Source organism: Sinorhizobium sp. FG01, assembly GCF_002531875.1.
GTDB classification, from domain to species: Bacteria; Pseudomonadota; Alphaproteobacteria; order Rhizobiales; family Rhizobiaceae; genus Sinorhizobium; species Sinorhizobium fredii_C.
Genome location: NZ_NWTB01000009.1, coordinates 231,456 through 247,669 on the forward strand (window position 1 = coordinate 231,456; position 16,214 = coordinate 247,669).

The 16,214-nt window shown below is 63.8% G+C and carries 17 protein-coding genes; 9 read left to right on the forward strand and 8 right to left on the reverse strand.

Annotated features, from left to right (window positions below; genetic code table 11):
* Positions 1–236: 236 nt before the first annotated feature.
* The 4 genes from fabF to fabD all read right to left on the reverse strand — a co-directional run bounded on the left by fabF (position 237) and on the right by fabD (position 4,018).
* Positions 237–1,502, reverse strand: a complete 1,266-nt coding sequence (gene fabF, locus CO656_RS17145) for a beta-ketoacyl-ACP synthase II (protein WP_097526566.1) — start codon at positions 1,500–1,502, stop codon at positions 237–239.
* Between the two features lie 217 nt (positions 1,503–1,719).
* Positions 1,720–1,956 carry an acyl carrier protein gene (locus CO656_RS17150; RefSeq protein ID WP_003531676.1) on the reverse strand — a complete coding sequence of 79 codons (237 nt, stop codon included), beginning with the start codon at positions 1,954–1,956 and terminating at the stop codon, positions 1,720–1,722.
* A 340-nt stretch (positions 1,957–2,296) separates the two neighbouring features.
* A complete protein-coding gene (gene fabG / locus CO656_RS17155; protein WP_097526508.1) occupies positions 2,297–3,034 on the reverse strand; it encodes a 3-oxoacyl-[acyl-carrier-protein] reductase in 738 nt (245 codons plus the stop codon).
* Positions 3,035–3,073: 39 nt separating this feature from the next.
* On the reverse strand, positions 3,074–4,018 hold the full coding sequence (gene fabD / locus CO656_RS17160; protein ID WP_097526509.1) for an ACP S-malonyltransferase: 945 nt from the start codon (positions 4,016–4,018) through the stop codon (positions 3,074–3,076).
* Positions 4,019–4,345: 327 nt separating this feature from the next.
* Between fabD and CO656_RS17165 the strand changes: the two genes are divergently transcribed.
* Positions 4,346–5,389 (forward strand): aldo/keto reductase, encoded by a 1,044-nt coding sequence (locus CO656_RS17165; RefSeq protein ID WP_097526510.1) that lies wholly within the window; start codon positions 4,346–4,348, stop codon positions 5,387–5,389.
* Between the two features lie 36 nt (positions 5,390–5,425).
* Here the strand turns inward: CO656_RS17165 and CO656_RS17170 are convergent, their stop codons facing one another.
* Positions 5,426–5,758, reverse strand: coding sequence for a four-helix bundle copper-binding protein (locus CO656_RS17170; protein WP_097526511.1), 333 nt, complete (start codon positions 5,756–5,758; stop codon positions 5,426–5,428).
* A gap of 371 nt (positions 5,759–6,129) precedes the next feature.
* Between CO656_RS17170 and rpsF the strand changes: the two genes are divergently transcribed.
* The 5 genes from rpsF (at position 6,130) to CO656_RS17195 (ending at position 10,431) form a co-directional block, all read left to right on the forward strand.
* Positions 6,130–6,579 carry a 30S ribosomal protein S6 gene (gene rpsF, locus CO656_RS17175; RefSeq protein WP_037379737.1) on the forward strand — a complete coding sequence of 150 codons (450 nt, stop codon included), beginning with the start codon at positions 6,130–6,132 and terminating at the stop codon, positions 6,577–6,579.
* A 24-nt stretch (positions 6,580–6,603) separates the two neighbouring features.
* Positions 6,604–6,852 carry a 30S ribosomal protein S18 gene (rpsR, locus tag CO656_RS17180; RefSeq protein WP_012707461.1) on the forward strand — a complete coding sequence of 83 codons (249 nt, stop codon included), beginning with the start codon at positions 6,604–6,606 and terminating at the stop codon, positions 6,850–6,852.
* A gap of 188 nt (positions 6,853–7,040) precedes the next feature.
* On the forward strand, positions 7,041–7,994 hold the full coding sequence (locus tag CO656_RS17185; RefSeq protein ID WP_097526512.1) for a DUF2232 domain-containing protein: 954 nt from the start codon (positions 7,041–7,043) through the stop codon (positions 7,992–7,994).
* A gap of 35 nt (positions 7,995–8,029) precedes the next feature.
* Positions 8,030–8,605: a 50S ribosomal protein L9 gene (gene rplI / locus CO656_RS17190; RefSeq protein WP_097526513.1), complete on the forward strand. Its 576-nt coding sequence runs from the start codon at positions 8,030–8,032 to the stop codon at positions 8,603–8,605.
* A gap of 326 nt (positions 8,606–8,931) precedes the next feature.
* Entirely contained in the window at positions 8,932–10,431 is a 1,500-nt protein-coding gene (locus CO656_RS17195) for a replicative DNA helicase (protein WP_037413841.1), read from the forward strand.
* 196 nt (positions 10,432–10,627) lie between these two features.
* Here CO656_RS17195 and CO656_RS17200 read toward each other — a convergent pair whose 3' ends face one another.
* The 3 genes from CO656_RS17200 to CO656_RS17210 all read right to left on the reverse strand — a co-directional run bounded on the left by CO656_RS17200 (position 10,628) and on the right by CO656_RS17210 (position 12,559).
* The gene (locus CO656_RS17200) at positions 10,628–10,933 is read right to left on the reverse strand and encodes an AzlD domain-containing protein (protein ID WP_097526514.1); all 306 of its coding nucleotides are present in this window, start codon (positions 10,931–10,933) and stop codon (positions 10,628–10,630) included.
* Complete coding sequence (locus CO656_RS17205; protein ID WP_097526567.1) at positions 10,930–11,583, reverse strand: AzlC family ABC transporter permease; 654 nt, start codon at positions 11,581–11,583, stop codon at positions 10,930–10,932. The genes CO656_RS17200 and CO656_RS17205 overlap by 4 nt, the downstream gene beginning before the upstream one ends.
* Before the next feature lie 118 nt (positions 11,584–11,701).
* The gene (locus tag CO656_RS17210; RefSeq protein ID WP_037413835.1) at positions 11,702–12,559 is read right to left on the reverse strand and encodes an AraC family transcriptional regulator; all 858 of its coding nucleotides are present in this window, start codon (positions 12,557–12,559) and stop codon (positions 11,702–11,704) included.
* 142 nt (positions 12,560–12,701) lie between these two features.
* Between CO656_RS17210 and alr the strand changes: the two genes are divergently transcribed.
* The 3 genes from alr to CO656_RS17225 all read left to right on the forward strand — a co-directional run bounded on the left by alr (position 12,702) and on the right by CO656_RS17225 (position 16,120).
* Positions 12,702–13,841, forward strand: coding sequence for an alanine racemase (alr, locus tag CO656_RS17215; protein WP_097526515.1), 1,140 nt, complete (start codon positions 12,702–12,704; stop codon positions 13,839–13,841).
* 134 nt (positions 13,842–13,975) lie between these two features.
* Positions 13,976–15,379: a DNA repair protein RadA gene (gene radA / locus CO656_RS17220; protein ID WP_097526516.1), complete on the forward strand. Its 1,404-nt coding sequence runs from the start codon at positions 13,976–13,978 to the stop codon at positions 15,377–15,379.
* A gap of 141 nt (positions 15,380–15,520) precedes the next feature.
* Positions 15,521–16,120 (forward strand): CvpA family protein, encoded by a 600-nt coding sequence (locus CO656_RS17225; protein WP_037413830.1) that lies wholly within the window; start codon positions 15,521–15,523, stop codon positions 16,118–16,120.
* Positions 16,121–16,214 lie beyond the last annotated feature (94 nt).

Sequence of the window (16,214 nt, forward strand, 5' to 3'; positions counted from 1 at the left end):
GAATTTCGGCTTAGACCGGCGGCAAGCGTAACGTGCACGAATGTGTCAGAGCAATGGATAGTCTACAATGCCGGTTGTGCCTTGCGCGAACATAGCCAAGCGGGGCGACGCCGACACGGCATTTCCCGCCGACAGCTTGTAGCGAGCATTGCGGCAAAAAGCGGGATAAGGCAACGCACGGGCCAGGAAAGCGCGAGCGGTTTTTCGCTCGCGCTGCCGCAGCCGGTCCGACGGGATCAGTGACCCCGGTAGCGGCGCAGCACCAGCGAAGCATTGGTGCCGCCGAATCCGAAGGAATTCGACAGGGCGACGTTGATTTCCCGCTTGCGGGCAACGTGCGGCACCAGGTCGATCTTCGTCTCGACCGACGGATTGTCGAGATTGAGGGTCGGCGGTGCGATATTGTCGCGAATCGCGAGCGCCGAGAAAATCGCCTCGACCGCGCCCGCAGCCCCGAGCAGATGACCGATCGCCGATTTCGTCGAAGACATCGAGATCTTCGAAGCGCTGTCGCCGACCAGCCGCTCGACCGCGCCGAGTTCGATCGTGTCGGCCATGGTGGATGTGCCGTGCGCGTTGATGTAGTCGACGTCGGCGGCTGTCACGCCGGCGCGCTTCAGCGCCATCTGCATGCAACGGTAGGCGCCGTCGCCGTCTTCCGACGGAGCGGTGATGTGGAATGCGTCACCGGAAAGGCCGTAGCCGACCACCTCCGCGTAGATCTTGGCGCCGCGCGCCTTGGCGTGCTCAAGCTCCTCGAGAATGACGATGCCGGCGCCCTCGCCCATGACGAAGCCGTCGCGATCGGCATCATAGGGACGGGATGCCTTTTCCGGATTGTCGTTGTGCTGTGTCGAGAGCGCCTTGCAGGCGGCAAAGCCGGCGAGCGAAATGCGGCAGATCGGCGATTCTGTGCCGCCCGCCACCATCACGTCGGCGTCGCCGAGCGCGATCAGGCGGCTCGCATCGCCGATCGCGTGCGCGCCGGTCGAACACGCCGTGACAACCGAATGGTTCGGGCCGCGCAGCTTGTGGCGGATGGAGACCTGGCCGGAGGCGAGATTGATCAGGCGGCCGGGGATGAAGAAGGGCGAAAGCCGGCGCGGCCCCTTGTCGCGCAGCGTGTAGCCGCCTTCGACGATGCCTTCGAGGCCGCCGATGCCGGAGCCGATCAGCACGCCGGTGGCAATCTGATCCTCGTCGCTTTCCGGCTTCCAGCCGGCGTCCGCCAGCGCCATGTCGGCGGCGGCCATCGCGTAGACGATGAAGGGGTCGACCTTGCGCTGCTCCTTGGGCTCCATCCAGTCGTCGGCATTGAAGGTGCCGTCGAATCCGTCGCCGAACGGAATGCGGCAGGCGATCTTGGCGGGGAGGTCCTCGACCTCGAATTCGGTCACCTTGCGCGCCGCGTTGCCGCCGGCAAGAAGACGCGACCAGCTAACCTCGGTTCCGCAACCTAAAGGAGATACCATGCCGGTACCGGTGATAACGACACGTCTCATGCCCATGATCCACCCTGAACGTTCCATTCCGGAGCCCGACCGGTACGCGTGCGACGAGCCCGATCCCTGCATCCCTTGCAGCTTCGACGATCAGAGGGAAAGGCGGGAGCGCTTTGCTGATCGCGACCCGCAATCGCGGCGGGCCAGCCCACATCCCCAGGGCTGTACGGGCCGCGGTCCAGCGGCCCGCCGGGCGGCCTTGCGGCCGCAGCGACGATTAGGCCTGGGCCTTTTCGATGAACTTGACGGCGTCGCCGACGGTCAGGATCGAATCCGCCGCGTCGTCCGGAATCTCGACGCCGAATTCTTCTTCGAAGGCCATGACCAGTTCGACGGTGTCGAGCGAGTCCGCGCCGAGGTCGTCGATGAAGCTTGCGCCTTCGCTTACTTTTTCGGCATCGACGCCAAGATGATCAATAACAATTTTCTTCACGCGTTCTGCGATATCGCTCATGTCGGAGTTCCTCGACCTTCGTTTTCTCTGCGGCGCCATTGTTGGCGCCGGTACTCGTTCACGCCTGATAGACCAAGATGGCCCACCGGGCAATCCATTCAACCGAAAACCGCGGAAAACCCGTGGCAGCAGGGGCTGCCGGACAACCTGGCCGGACCGGTCGACTGCGCACAGTCATGGCCCGATTAACACGGTTTAAGTCTGCCGCAAAGTCCGAAAATGCCCGACATTCGCTTGCTCAACATTGAATTTCAGGCATTTGACATCGATGGGCGATCGCACTGACCGGGCGCCCGGCGGCAGGCAGCAGGCTGCATCACCCGGCCGCCGAAAAAGCAGGTCAGATCATCGCCATGCCGCCGTTGACGTGGATGGTCTGACCGGTGACGTAGCCCGCTTCGTTGGAGGCGAGATAGGCGACGGCGGAAGCGACTTCGGCACCGCTTCCCATCCGGCGCATCGGGATCGCCGCCATGATGCCTTCCTTCTGCTTGTCGTTCAGCTTGCCGGTCATCGCGCTCTCGATGAAGCCCGGCGCCACGCAATTGACCGTGACGTTGCGGGTGGCGATCTCCTGGGCGAGCGACTTGGAGAAGCCGATCATGCCGGCCTTCGACGCGCAGTAGTTGGCCTGACCCGGATTGCCGGTCACGCCGACGACGGAAGTGATGTTGACGATGCGGCCGAACCGCCGGCGCATCATCGGATGCGTCAGCTCGCGGGTCAGCCGGAAGACGGCCGTCAGGTTGACCTCCAGGACATTATCCCAGTCCTCGTCGCTCATGCGGACGAAAAGACCGTCCTTGGTGATGCCGGCATTGTTGACGAGAATGTCCACGCCGCCGAGCTCGGTGTCCGCCTTCTCGCCGAGCGCCTTGACTTCCACGCGATCAGAGAGATTTGCCGGAAAGATCCGGACCCGCTCGCCAAGAGTGTTGGCGAGCGCCTCGAGCTTTTCGACGCGCGTGCCGTGAAGGCCGACAATTGCGCCTTGGGCGTGCAGCACGCGGGCGATTTCCTCGCCGATGCCGCCGGATGCACCGGTGACGAGAGCCTTGCGGCCGGAAAGATCGAACATGGATTTCTCCCTTTTACAATGGGCGCTTGATTGGGGCGCTCAGGCCAGAAGAGCGGCAAGCGCCGCGTCGATATCGGCGGGCGTATTGACGGCAAGGCCGTTGACGGTCTTGTCGATCCGCCGGGCAAGGCCGGTCAGCACCTTGCCCGAGCCGATCTCGTAGAGTGTCGTCACATCATTGGCGGCGAACCATTGCACCGTCTCGCGCCAGCGCACCTGACCGGTCACCTGCTCGACCAGCAGCCGGGCAATCTCGCCGGCATCGCTGACTGGAGCGGCCAGCACATTGGTGACGACCGGCACGAGCGGATCGCGCTTCTCGACAGTGGAAAGGGCATCGCGCATCGCGTCGGCGGCCGGCGCCATCAGGGCGGAATGGAAGGGTGCGGAGACCGGCAGCATCAGGGCGCGCTTTGCGCCTTTTTCAGAGGCGAGCGCGGCCGCCTTTTCCACCGCCTGCTTCTCGCCCGAGATCACCAGCTGCCCGCCGCCATTGTCATTGGCGATCTGGCAAGCACCGAGTGACAACGCCTCGCGACAGACCGCTTCGACATCCTCGTTTTCCAGGCCGATGATCGCAGCCATCGCGCCCCTGCCGACCGGGACGGCCGCCTGCATCGCATTGCCGCGGATGCGCAGGAGGCGCGCCGTATCGGCAAGCGAAAAGGTTCCGACGGCACAGAGCGCCGAATATTCGCCGAGCGAATGACCTGCAACGAAGGAAACCTTGTTTCTGAAATCGAGGCCTTTCGACTCGAGCACCCGGATGACTGCCATGGAGACGGCCATCAGCGCCGGCTGCGCATTCGCCGTCAGCGTCAGGGTTTCCTCGGGACCGTTCCACATGGTGTCGGAAAGCTTTTCACCGAGCGCGTCGTCGACCTCGGCGAAGACGGCTGCGGCCTCCGGAAAGGCTTCGGCCAATTCCTTGCCCATGCCTACGGCCTGGCTGCCCTGACCGGGGAACGTGAATGCAATGCTCATCAGGAGTGCCCTTCCCTGGATTTCGACGGGCGATCGTGTCGGGCCCGTCGCAATCTGCTTTCTCGGTGTGAGTGGAACGCGGGCGCCGGCGTCACAGTGTCCTCACCCCACCGTTTTCCTCTCCATTCACATTCCTGAACGGCGAGTCAAGCGCGCCGCCCTCTCGTTGCCGGCTTTTGCCCTTGATCTTCGTCAAGCAAGGCTTAAGTTTGCCCGCATCGCCGCACCGGCTCGATATCCTCCAGGTTGCGGCATCACCCTATTCGAGGGCAGCGCGCCTTTCTCCTCCCGCCGGCGCGCATCCGCCAGCACAAGGAACGTGATTACATGCGCTACAATACGCTTGGCCGCACCGGCATCAAGGTTTCCGAAATCTGCCTCGGCACCATGACCTGGGGCTCCCAGAACAAGCTGATCGAAGCCCACGGGCAGCTCGACTATGCCGTCGAACGGGGCGTCAACTTCATCGACACCGCCGAACTTTATCCGACAACGCCGCTTTCGGCGGAAACCTACGGCAATACCGAGCGCATCATCGGCGACTGGCTGGCAGCCCGGCGCCGGCGCGACGACGTGGTGCTTGCCACGAAGGTCGCCGGTTCCGGCCGTCCTTATATCCGCAACGGCGGCCCGATGACGCCGGAGGGCATCGACGAAGCACTCGACGCCAGCCTCAAGCGGCTGAAGACCGACTATGTCGATCTCTACCAGCTGCACTGGCCCAATCGCGGCCACTACCACTTCCGCAATGCCTGGTCGTACGACCCGTCGCGGCAGGACAAGGAGCATGTCGCCGCCGATCTGAAGGCCATTCTCGACAAGCTCGGCGATCTGGTGAAGGCCGGCAAGATCCGCGCCATCGGGCTTTCCAACGACACCGCCTGGGGCACGATGAAGATGCTCCACCTCTCCGAGAAACACGGTCTGCCGCGAGTCGCCAGCATCCAGAACGAGTACAACCTGCTTTACCGCCCCTTCGACCTCGACCTCGCCGAACTCTCGCATCATGAAGACGTCGGGCTGCTTGCCTATTCGCCGCTCGCAGCCGGTTTGCTGACGGGCAAATATCTCGACGGGGCAAGACCCGCCGGCTCGCGCCTGTCGATCAACGGCGACCTCGGGGGCCGCTTCACGCCGCACCAGGAGCCGGCGGTCGCCGCCTATGTGGCGCTGGCGCGCGAGCATGGCCTCGATTCGGCGCAGATGGCGCTTGCCTTTTGCCTGACGCGCCCCTTCATGGCATCCGTCATCATCGGCGCAACATCGATCCCGCAGCTCAAGACCGCCATCGGCGCCGCCGACGTGACGCTGTCGCAGGATGTGCTGAATGGAATTCGCCGTCTCCACCGGCTCTATCCGGCGCCGATCTGAGCGACGCCGTCTCCTCCATTCCAGGCGACCGGGACGTCAGGCGGCCATCTGACGGCAGCTTTCGGCGCAGCGCTGGCAGGCATCGACGCATTCGGCCATGTCGCCGATGCGCTCGCAGTCGGCCGCGCATTCGCTGCAGATCTCCGCACATTCGCCGCAGACATGCCGGTGATGGGGCGTTCCGATCAGCATGAAATGTGCCGAGGTCCGGCATATCTCGGCGCAGGCCATCATCAGCCGGAAATGATCGGGCTCCGTGTGCTTGCCGCCCGCCTCGAGACAATGGCTCATTGCCGTCGAAAGACAGGCACGGTAGCAGGCCAGGCAATTTTCGATGCACTCCTGCATCTTCGGATCGATATGGTGCATTGTCGTCTCCTGCAGTTTACGACAGCCGGGCCAACAGGGAAGTAGGCCGAATGTTCCGCAACTTGGCGCTGCGGGGATCCCTTACCATTTCTACGCGACGCAGGATCTTCCAATCGCGCCTTGCATTTCGGCTGAAAATCCGTATAAGCGCGCTGTTCGAAACGCCCGGTCTTCTGGCTGGTGGCTGAACGGAGGGCCGGCTTCCATCCCGGAGGCCGCCAGGAACGACAAGCTGTTCCGGCCTCCCGTGTCTCCGCTCTCGACCGTCTCGATACAACACTTTCTTGCCGGCTCGTTCGAGCCCATAAGAACAGTCGTTGAGGCTTAGCCGCCGAGGTCCGGGCTGATTAACGCAAGAAAGGCAAGCCACAATGGCTCTTTATGAACACGTATTCCTCGCTCGGCAGGACATCACGCCGCAGCAGGTCGACGCCCTCGTTGAGCAGTACAAGGGCGTCATCGAATCGAACGGCGGCAAGGTCGGCCGAGTCGAGAACTGGGGCCTGAAGTCCCTCACCTACCGCATCAAGAAGAACCGCAAGGCTCACTACGTCCTCATGGACATCGATGCTCCGGCACCGGCAGTCCACGAAGTCGAGCGCCAGATGCGCATCAATGAAGACGTCCTGCGCTACATGACGATCGCCGTCGAGAAGCACGAGGAAGGCCCGTCCGCGATGATGCAGAAGCGCGACCGCGACGATCGTCCGCGCCGCGACGGCGACCGTCCGGACCGTGGTGGATTCGGTGACCGTGGTCCGCGTCCGGACCGTGGCGATCGCGAAGACCGTCCGCGCCGCCCGCGCGAAGACCGCGCGTAACCCGAAGCCTAGGAGATAAAGACAATGGCTGAAGTTTCTTCCGCTCCGGTACGCCGCCCGTTCCACCGTCGCCGCAAGACCTGCCCCTTCTCGGGCGCAAACGCTCCGCGGATCGACTACAAGGACGTTCGCCTCCTGCAGCGCTACATTTCCGAGCGCGGCAAGATCGTTCCTTCCCGCATCACGGCCGTTTCCCAGAAGAAGCAGCGCGAACTCGCCCAGGCGATCAAGCGCGCACGCTTCCTCGGCCTGCTGCCCTACGTCGTGTCGTAAGGATCTCTCTCCGTTGGTCGCCTGACTCGACGGTAACCGACTCTGCGTCGAGGCGCTTCCTTCGGGTGAGCGCCTCGACGCCTCCCTTCCGCGGTGGGCGCGGATCGGAACCGGCGCGGAATGCGCCAAATCCCATGTTGGGGCAGCCAAAGGCGCCCCTAACTGCGTTTGAAGCAGGACAGCGAACGTTGAAGAACTGGAACAGGACATCGCTGATCACCGGCGCGCTTGCCGGCGTTACCGCCGCCCTTCTGTCGATGGGCGCGAACACGCAGTCGTCCCTGGCGATCGTTCTCTATGCCGCTTCCGCACTGCCGATTCTGATTGCCGGGCTCGGCTGGGGCAATGCCGCAGCGCTCACCGCGATCGGCGTGGCCGGAGCAACGGCGGCAAGTCTGGTCTCGCCCTATTTCGCGCTGCTCATCCTCGTCGTCACGCTCGTTCCGGCCGGCTGGCTCAGCCATCTTGCCAGTCTGGCGCGGCCTGCCTCCGAACTCGGCGGCCCCGAGGGCGCTCTTGCCTGGTATCCGCTTTCCGACATCCTCGGCCACCTCGCCGGGCTCGTCACCCTCGGCATGATCATCGTCGCCACGATCATCGGATATGATTCCAGCGTCTCGGAACTGATGGTGGACATGCTCGTCGAGGCGGTCAAGGCCCAGGAACCGCTCTACAATCCCGACGCGGCCACGATTGCCCAGCTCAAGTCGATGTTCACGCTGGCGCTGCCGTTGGTGCAGGGGGCGCTCTGGGTGGTCATGCTGTTTGCCGCCTATTACGTCGCCACCCGGATCGTCCAGATGTCGGGAAAGTCCCTGCGGCCGCGCGAAGACATTCCCTCTTCGCTCAGGATGCACCGCAACGCCATCTTCGTCTTCCTCGGCGGCCTGATCCTTACCTTTCTCGGCGGCGCGCCGGCGGCGATCGGCGCCCTCGTCTGCGGCACGTTCGGGGCGGGCTTTCTGCTCTCGGGCTTCGCCTCCTTCCATTTCCGCACGCGCGGCAGGTCCTGGCGGCTTCCCGTGCTGTGGATCGCCTATCTGTCGGTTCTCGTCTTTACGATCCCGGCGGTCTTCTTCCTCCTGTCCGGATTGACCGACACGCGACGCACCATCGCGGTCACGCCGACGGGGAAAAGCTAACCAACGAACAATGCCAAACTGAAAAGGAACTCAACATGGAAGTGATTCTCCTCGAACGCATCGCCAAGCTCGGCCAGATGGGCGAAACCGTGAAGGTTCGCGACGGCTTTGCACGCAACTACCTGCTGCCGCTTGGCAAGGCCCTGCGCGCCAACGCCGCCAACAAGGCCCGCTTCGAATCCGAGCGCGCAACGCTCGAAGCCCGCAACCTCGAGCGCAAGTCGGAAGCCCAGAAGGTCGCCGACAAGCTTGACGGCAAGTCTTTCGTGATCGTGCGCTCCGCCGGCGAAACCGGCCAGCTCTACGGCTCAGTCGCCGCTCGCGACATCGTCGATGTGCTGGCCGCCGAAGGCTTCAACATCAACCGCAACCAGGTTAACCTCAACCAGCCGATCAAGTCGATCGGCGTTCACAAGGTAACGCTGCACCTGCACGCGGAAGTCGACGTCGTCGTCGAAGTCAACGTTGCCCGTTCGGCCGAAGAAGCCGAGCGTCAGGCCAAGGGCGAGAGCCTGACCTCCGTCGACGCCATCTACGGCGTCGACGAAGACGCCCTGAAGCCGGAAGACTTCTTCAACCCGGAAGCCGAATTCGCGGGCGAAGAAGAATAAGCATCAGCTTCAGAGCTCAACGACAGGCCCGGATCTCCCGATCCGGGCCTTTCTTTTGCCGTCACGAACAGCGCGCGAAGGCGATTGCGGACGACGGGGGAAGGCGAATCAGATAGATTTGCGGCCGACCTCCGCCATTGTGCAAATGCCCGGCGTGGCATGTTTCGGGTCCACCGCGCCCCCCTGTGAATCAGTGTGAACAACCGCCAAAAACCAAAGGCGGACACGCAAGCTCCAGCACTGTTGCACAGCTACACTAGACGTGGCGGAAGGGAGGAAGCAAATCGATTGGCACACGGGATAATAGAGGCGGATACGGATCTCCCATGAACGACGCAGCGCGAAAGCTCGCTCCCTTGCCCAAGGATCAGGCGGACCAGCATTACCGCGAAGCGCCGAACAATCTGGAAGCCGAGCAGGCGCTGCTTGGCGCGATCCTGGTCAACAACGACGCCTTCTATCGCGTGTCGGACTTTCTCAAGCCCGTGCATCTCTACGAGCCCCTGCATCGCAAGATCTTCGAGGTCGCCGGCGAGATCATCCGCATGGGCAAGACCGCTAACCCGGTGACGGTCAAGACCTTCCTCAAGGCCGACGAGAAGGTCGGCGACCTGACTGTCGCGCAATATCTTGCTCGCCTCGCGGCCGAAGCCGTGTCGATCATCAACGCCGAGGATTACGGCCGGGCAATCTACGACCTGGCGCTCCGCCGCTCGCTGATCACCATCGGCGAGGACATGGTCAACATCGCCTATGATGCGCCGCTCGACATGCCGCCGCAGAGCCAGATCGAGGACGCCGAACGGCGCCTCTTCGAACTCGCGGAGACCGGCCGCTACGACGGCGGCTTCCAATCCTTCAACGACGCCGTGGCGCTCGCCATTGACATGGCCGGCCAGGCCTTCGAACGCGACGGGCACCTCTCCGGCATCTCCACTGGCATCCATTCGCTCGACGGCAAGATGGGCGGTCTGCAGCGCTCGGACCTGATCATCCTCGCCGGTCGCCCTGGCATGGGCAAGACGTCGCTTGCCACCAACATCGCCTATAACATTGCCGCGTCTTATGAACCGGAAGTGCAGCCGGACGGCTCCTTCAAGGCGAAAAACGGCGGCGTCGTCGGCTTCTACTCGCTTGAAATGTCGTCCGAACAGCTTGCGACCCGCATCATCTCGGAACAGACCGAAGTGTCGTCCTCGAAGATCCGCCGCGGCGATATCTCCGAAGCCGATTTCGAAAAACTCGTCGCCTGCTCGCAGATGATGCAGAAGGTGCCGCTCTATATCGACCAGACCGGCGGCATCTCGATCGCCCAGCTGGCGGCCCGCGCACGCCGCCTGAAGCGCCAGCGCGGCCTCGACGTGCTCGTGGTCGACTACGTCCAGCTGATGACCGGCTCGAAGAAGTCTGGCGAAAATCGGGTGCAGGAGATCACCGAAATCACCACCGGCCTCAAGGCGCTCGGCAAGGAACTCAACGTACCGATCATCGCTCTGTCACAGCTGTCGCGTGCGGTGGAAAGCCGCGAGGACAAGCGCCCGCAACTCTCCGACCTGCGTGAATCCGGCTCGATCGAGCAGGACGCCGACGTCGTGCTCTTCGTGTTTCGCGAGGAATACTATGTGAAGAACATGGAGCCGCGCGACGAACTCGACCCGAAATACGAAGAGTGGAAAATGCAGATGGAGCGGGTGAAGGGCACGGCCGACGTGATCATCGCCAAGCAGCGCCACGGGCCGACCGGCACCGTCAAGCTCGCCTTCCAGTCGGAATTCACCCGCTTCTCGGACCTCGCCGACTCATCGTTCACGCAATACGAGCATTGAACGTATTGGCCCCTCATCCCGCTGCCGCGACCTTCTCCCCGCACGCGGGGAGAAGGGGCAAGAGGCACCGCTTAGCCTCCCCCTCCTGCAAGGCGGAGCAAAGTCTGAGAGGGCGCCGCGAGTCTCCTTCGCCCCGCCTGCGGGGAGAAGGTGGCCGGCAGGCCGGATGAGGGGAAAATCCCGAAAACGTTCGCTCTCACGCCCCGATCAGCGCTCTTGCGACCGCTACGACGAAGACGCCAATCGCGACGGCCGCAAGCAGCGGCAGTCGCGTGGCGGCGAGTGCCGTCGCAAGCGTTGCCAGCGTCTCGGCCGGCCCGGTCACGAGCGCCGTCGGGGCGATGACCGCCATGAGCACGGCGGGAGGAATCGCCTCCAGGGTGCGCTTCTGCTGCGGGCCGATCGCGACGAAGCGAATGACGAGAAGACCGGCAATGCGTGTCAGCACCGTAGCTGCAGCCATCGCCACGATGGCGAGGAGCGTATTGGGATCGAGCGTCATGCGCAGGCCTCCCGGTGTCTGGCGGTGAGGAGCGTTGCGGCAACGCCTGCGGCGGCACCGGCCGCGATGTACCAGACGCCGGGCAGGACTTGGTGGGCAAGGACCGCCGCCGCCGCACTGGCGAAGAGCACCGCGCCGGTGTCCCGCCCCTTCCAGAAGCCAATCACCAGAACCGTAAATACGGCCGGGAACGCGAAATCCAGGCCGATCGCCTTCGGGTCGCCGAGGAAGGCGCCAGCGGCGGCGCCAGCGAGGCTCGTTAGAACCCAGACGCAATAGAACGGCACGGCAAGGCCCGCATACCAGGCGGGCGTCAGCCGCGTCTGGCCGGCGCGGACCTCGGCCATGGCCCAGATTTCATCGGCGAGCAGCAACATCGCGGCATATCTTGCCGGGCCGGAAAACGCCGGCATCTTCGTGCCGATCGAAGCGCTCATCAGCACGTGACGGATATTGACGAGCAGCGCCGAAAAGGCGAGCGCGCCCCAGGAGGCCGGATGCGTCCAGATGTCCATGGCGACGAATTGCGACCCGCCGGCAAAGACGAAGGCGCTCATCAGCGTCGCTTCAAGGCTGCTCAGGCCCTTGCTTGCGGCAACGGCGCCAAACACCAGGCCGATCGGCATCACCGCTACCGTCAGCGGCGCCATCGCCCTCATGCCGCCTAGAAACTGAGACATCCCTGCCCTTCTCACGTCCGTTATCTCCACCTTGTCTTGCGGAGAGTTCATAGAACGGACAGCGAGGGCCGGTCTTGAACGAAAGTGATCAGCCGGCGCGGAAGGCCCCCGGCGTCACGCCGGTGCGCGCCTTGAAGTGGCGGGTAAAATGCGCCTGGTCCGCAAAGCCGCAATGATAGGCCGTATCGGCCGGCGACCAACCCCGACGCAGAAGCGTCCTTGCCTCGCGCACCCGCTTGTCGGTCAGGAAGGCATGCGGTGTGATGTGGAACTCCTTGCGAAAGGCCCGGATCAGATGGGCGCGGCTGAGGCCGGCGACGTTCGCAAGCTCGTCGAGGCCGATGTCGCTCGCATAATTCTCGAGAAGATAGTCGCGGGCGCGGTGTACCGCGGAACTCTCGCGCGTGCGGACCGGAACGATGATCGCGCTGCCGTGCCGCTCGAACAGCGTCGCCAGAAATCCAAACATGCCCTCGTCCGCCTCGAGCGCCCCCGTCTTTCCCTCCAGCACCTGATGCGCACGGCGGAAGGCGGCTGCAAGCTCGAGGTCCGTCAGCCACTGCCGCGAAAAGCACGGCGTGCCACGGAACGGACGGCCGGTGATATCTTCGAGAATTTCGACGAACAGCTCCACGGACGGGTATATCATCCTGTAGCGATAGCCGTCATTGCCCGGATGCCCGTCATGGGTTTCGTCGGGATTGATCAGGTAGAGGTCTCCCGGCCCTGTCTGCGAACGCTCGCCTTTGATGGTGCTGATCTGCGAACCCGCTTCGATGGCACCAATGCTGAACGTGTCATGCGCATGCGGCGCGAACTCGTGGGTGATGAATGTCGCGCTCAGGCATTCCATGCCCTTGAACCGCGCATCCCGCCAGAAACGGGTGTGCTCGGCTCCCTTGAGCGGCATGGCCTCGATGGCCTCTTCCTGGGAAATCGTATGCATCGGCCGATCCTAACGGTGCCGAGATTTTTCGTCTTGCACAAAAGTGCTCAGCTTTCGCGAGGTCGGCAGTCAGGCCGAAGAGGTTTGCGGCACCGGGCGCTTGGATGTATTGCTCACATATCGCCCATGCAAGAGTTCTCCCATGCACAGCCCCGAATTCCTCGCTGCCTCGAACCGGCTCACCATCGATCTGACGGCGCTCGCCGACAATTGGCGGGCGATGAACGAGCGGTCGGGCAAGGCCCGTGCCGCCGCCGTGCTCAAGGCCAATGCCTATGGTATCGGCGTCGCGCATGCGGCCCCGTCGCTCTACGCTGCCGGCGCCCGCGATTTCTTCGTCGCGGATGCCGAGGAAGGTGCCGAACTCCGCCCGCTCCTGCCGGACGCCCGCATCTATATTCTCGCCGGCATGTGGCCCGGCAACGAGGAGCTGTTCTTCGCCAATGACCTCGTGCCGATCATCAACTCGGAGGAGCAGCTTGCCGTGTTCATGGCGGCGCTTTCCGATCGGGGCGACCATCCTTGCGTCCTCCATGTCGATACCGGCATGAACCGGCTCGGCCTATCGGTCGAGGAGGCCCTAGCGCTCGCCCATGATCCAGCGCGCCCGGCGAGTTTCTCGCCCGTGCTGGTGATGAGCCATCTTGCCTGCGGCGATGATCCGAGGCATCCGATGAACCTCTATCAGCTGCAGCGTTTTCGAGAGGTGACGGCGGCCTTTGAAGGCGTGCCCGCCAGCCTTGCAAATTCCGGCGGCGTTTTCCTCGGCGAAGACTACCATTTCGACCTCACGCGTCCGGGCATTGCGGTCTATGGCGGCGAAGCGGTCAACGATGCCGTCAACCCGATGAAGCCAGTCGTCACCGCGGAAGCGCGCATCCTGCAACTGCGCACCGTCCCCTCGGGCGGAACGGCAAGCTACGGCGCCTCGGCGCGCTTTATGCGTGACAGCCGGATCGCGACCGTCGCGATCGGCTATGCGGATGGCTACCACCGCTCCGTTTCCGGAGGCGGGGTCACGATGAGGCAGGCGATGCCGTCGGGTGCCTGCGGGTTCCTGCATGGCAGGAAGGTTCCGCATGTCGGACGTGTCACGATGGATCTCAGCCTGTTCGATGTCACCGACCTGCCGGAACGGGCGGTGCGTGCCGGCGACTATATCGAGCTTTTCGGCCGGAACGTCGCCATCGACGACGTTGCGCGGGCCGGCGGTACGATCGGCTACGAGTTGCTGACGAGCCTCGGACACCGCTATTGCCGGACCTATGTCGGCGGTGCCTGATCGTCGTTTCAGGCGGCGTCGAAAATCACCCTTTCAATCGGCATTTCGCGTCATTATGTGACCGCTCGAAGTGATTCTCCCGAGGCGGAGACGGACCGCCCCTTCCTCTTGCAACTTTCCGAAAGCTGATCCCGATGGCGAAAACCCGCACCCAGTTCGTCTGCCAGAATTGCGGCACCGTGCACTCCCGATGGGTCGGCAAGTGCGACGGATGCGGCGAGTGGAATACCATCGTCGAGGAAGACCCGATGGGAGGCATCGGCGGCGGTCCGATGCGCGCCCCCAAGAAGGGACGGCCGGTGGCGTTGACGACGCTTTCCGGCGACATCGAGGACGCGCCGCGCATCAAGACCGGCATATCCGAGCTCGACCGCGTTACCGGCGGCGGCTTCGTGCGCGGATCGGCGCTGCTCGTCGGGGGCGACCCGGGCATCGGCAAATCGACCGTGCTGATGCAGGCGGCGGCAGCGCTTTCGCGCCGCAAGCATCGGGTGATCTATGTCTCGGGCGAGGAGGCGGTCGCCCAGGTACGTCTGCGGGCCCAGCGGCTCGGTGCCGCAGACAGCGACGTGCTGCTCGCCGCCGAGACCAATGTCGAAGACATCCTAGCGACGCTTGCCGAGGGCAAGCGCCCGGATCTCGTCATCATCGATTCGATCCAGACGCTTTGGAGCGATACCGTCGATTCCGCCCCCGGAACGGTGACGCAGGTGCGCACCGGCGTTCAGGCGATGATCCGCTTCGCCAAGCAGACGGGGACGGCGGTCGTGCTCGTCGGCCATGTCACCAAGGAAGGGCAGATCGCCGGACCGCGGGTCGTCGAGCACATGGTCGATGCCGTGCTCTATTTCGAGGGCGACCGCGGCCACCACTATCGTATCCTCCGGACGGTGAAGAACCGTTTCGGTCCGACCGACGAGATCGGCGTCTTCGAAATGTCCGACCAAGGCCTGCGGGAAGTCGCCAATCCGTCCGAGCTCTTCCTCGGCGAACGCAACGAGAAATCGCCCGGTGCCGCGGTTTTTGCCGGTATGGAAGGAACCCGGCCGCTCCTCGTCGAGGTGCAGGCGCTGGTAGCACCGACCTCGCTCGGCACGCCGCGACGGGCGGTCGTCGGCTGGGACTCGGCGCGGCTCTCCATGATCCTCGCGGTCCTGGAGGCCCATTGCGGCGTCCGCCTCGGGCAGCACGACGTCTACTTGAACGTCGCCGGAGGATACCGGATTTCCGAGCCGGCAGCCGATCTTGCCGTCGCTTCCGCACTGGTTTCGTCACTCGCCGGGCTTGCTCTTCCAGCCGATTGCGTCTATTTCGGCGAAGTCAGCTTGTCGGGCGCAGTCCGGCCGGTTTCGCATACCGCTCAACGTCTCAAGGAAGCCGAGAAGCTCGGTTTCTCCCAGGCCGTATTGCCGTCTGCAACAGCCGACCTGCCGAGGAGCGGCAATGGCCGCTGGAGCGAGATGGAAAGCCTGCCGGACCTGGTTGCGCGCATCGCCGGATCGCGGCGCGCCCTGCAACAGGCGGACGAGGCGGAGTGAAGGATCGGCGCCGACGAAACGCGCTTCTGGCGCGGCGCCGTCGACAAGCGGTGGAAAGATGATCCGGGCGCGGGCGGACGGGGCCTGCGGCGGATAAGCTTGGTAGGACCCGAGTGATGACGGGGTCGGAGTAAGGACAACATGCCCATTACAATTCTCGACGGTATCGTTCTCGGCGTCGCACTGTTTTCGGCGATCCTCGCCATGGTGCGCGGCTTCTCGCGCGAGGTCCTTTCGGTCGCGAGCTGGGTCGGTGCGGCGGCGGCGGCCTATTTCCTCTATCCGTACCTCCTGCCCTATGCCAAGCAATACACCACCAATGACACGGTCGCGATGATCGGCTCGGCCGCGGTGATCTTCCTGGTGGCGCTGATCATCATTTCCTTCATCACCATGCGGATCGCCGACTTCATCATCGACAGCCGCATCGGCGCGCTCGACCGGACCCTCGGCTTCCTCTTCGGTGCGGCGCGCGGCATCCTGCTCGTCGTCGTCGCCATGCTGTTCTTCAATTGGCTGGTTGCGCCGCCGCAGCAGCCGATCTGGGTCACCCAGGCGAAGTCGAAGCCGCTGCTCGACAATCTCGGCAATAAGCTGGTCGCGCTGCTGCCGGAAGAGGCGGATGCCACGATTCTCGACCGCCTGCGTGGCAAGGACACGACGGGCGAAGGCGAAAGCGATGCGCCGCCGGCCGCCACCGAACAGTCGCCCGCCGAGGAAGCGCCGGCGACGAACGGCTAAGGGGAAACGAGAAAATATGCAACAAAGCCCGCTGTGCGGGCTTTGTCCATTTGGAATAACGCTTGCCAGGCATTTCGGCTAAGATCGCTTGACG

What these genes read in the sequence shown, in the direction of transcription:
- fabF (WP_097526566.1), bottom strand. Translation starts at nt 1,502, where the DNA reads ATGAGACGTGTCGTTATCACCGGTACCGGCATGGTATCTCCTTTAGGT.
- CO656_RS17150 (WP_003531676.1), bottom strand. Translation starts at nt 1,956, where the DNA reads ATGAGCGATATCGCAGAACGCGTGAAGAAAATTGTTATTGATCATCTT.
- fabG (WP_097526508.1), bottom strand. Translation starts at nt 3,034, where the DNA reads ATGTTCGATCTTTCCGGCCGCAAGGCTCTCGTCACCGGTGCATCCGGC.
- fabD (WP_097526509.1), bottom strand. Translation starts at nt 4,018, where the DNA reads ATGAGCATTGCATTCACGTTCCCCGGTCAGGGCAGCCAGGCCGTAGGC.
- CO656_RS17165 (WP_097526510.1), top strand. Translation starts at nt 4,346, where the DNA reads ATGCGCTACAATACGCTTGGCCGCACCGGCATCAAGGTTTCCGAAATC.
- CO656_RS17170 (WP_097526511.1), bottom strand. Translation starts at nt 5,758, where the DNA reads ATGCACCATATCGATCCGAAGATGCAGGAGTGCATCGAAAATTGCCTG.
- rpsF (WP_037379737.1), top strand. Translation starts at nt 6,130, where the DNA reads ATGGCTCTTTATGAACACGTATTCCTCGCTCGGCAGGACATCACGCCG.
- rpsR (WP_012707461.1), top strand. Translation starts at nt 6,604, where the DNA reads ATGGCTGAAGTTTCTTCCGCTCCGGTACGCCGCCCGTTCCACCGTCGC.
- rplI (WP_097526513.1), top strand. Translation starts at nt 8,030, where the DNA reads ATGGAAGTGATTCTCCTCGAACGCATCGCCAAGCTCGGCCAGATGGGC.
- CO656_RS17195 (WP_037413841.1), top strand. Translation starts at nt 8,932, where the DNA reads ATGAACGACGCAGCGCGAAAGCTCGCTCCCTTGCCCAAGGATCAGGCG.
- CO656_RS17200 (WP_097526514.1), bottom strand. Translation starts at nt 10,933, where the DNA reads ATGACGCTCGATCCCAATACGCTCCTCGCCATCGTGGCGATGGCTGCA.
- CO656_RS17205 (WP_097526567.1), bottom strand. Translation starts at nt 11,583, where the DNA reads ATGGCGCCGCTGACGGTAGCGGTGATGCCGATCGGCCTGGTGTTTGGC.
- CO656_RS17210 (WP_037413835.1), bottom strand. Translation starts at nt 12,559, where the DNA reads ATGCATACGATTTCCCAGGAAGAGGCCATCGAGGCCATGCCGCTCAAG.
- alr (WP_097526515.1), top strand. Translation starts at nt 12,702, where the DNA reads ATGCACAGCCCCGAATTCCTCGCTGCCTCGAACCGGCTCACCATCGAT.
- radA (WP_097526516.1), top strand. Translation starts at nt 13,976, where the DNA reads ATGGCGAAAACCCGCACCCAGTTCGTCTGCCAGAATTGCGGCACCGTG.
- CO656_RS17225 (WP_037413830.1), top strand. Translation starts at nt 15,521, where the DNA reads ATGCCCATTACAATTCTCGACGGTATCGTTCTCGGCGTCGCACTGTTT.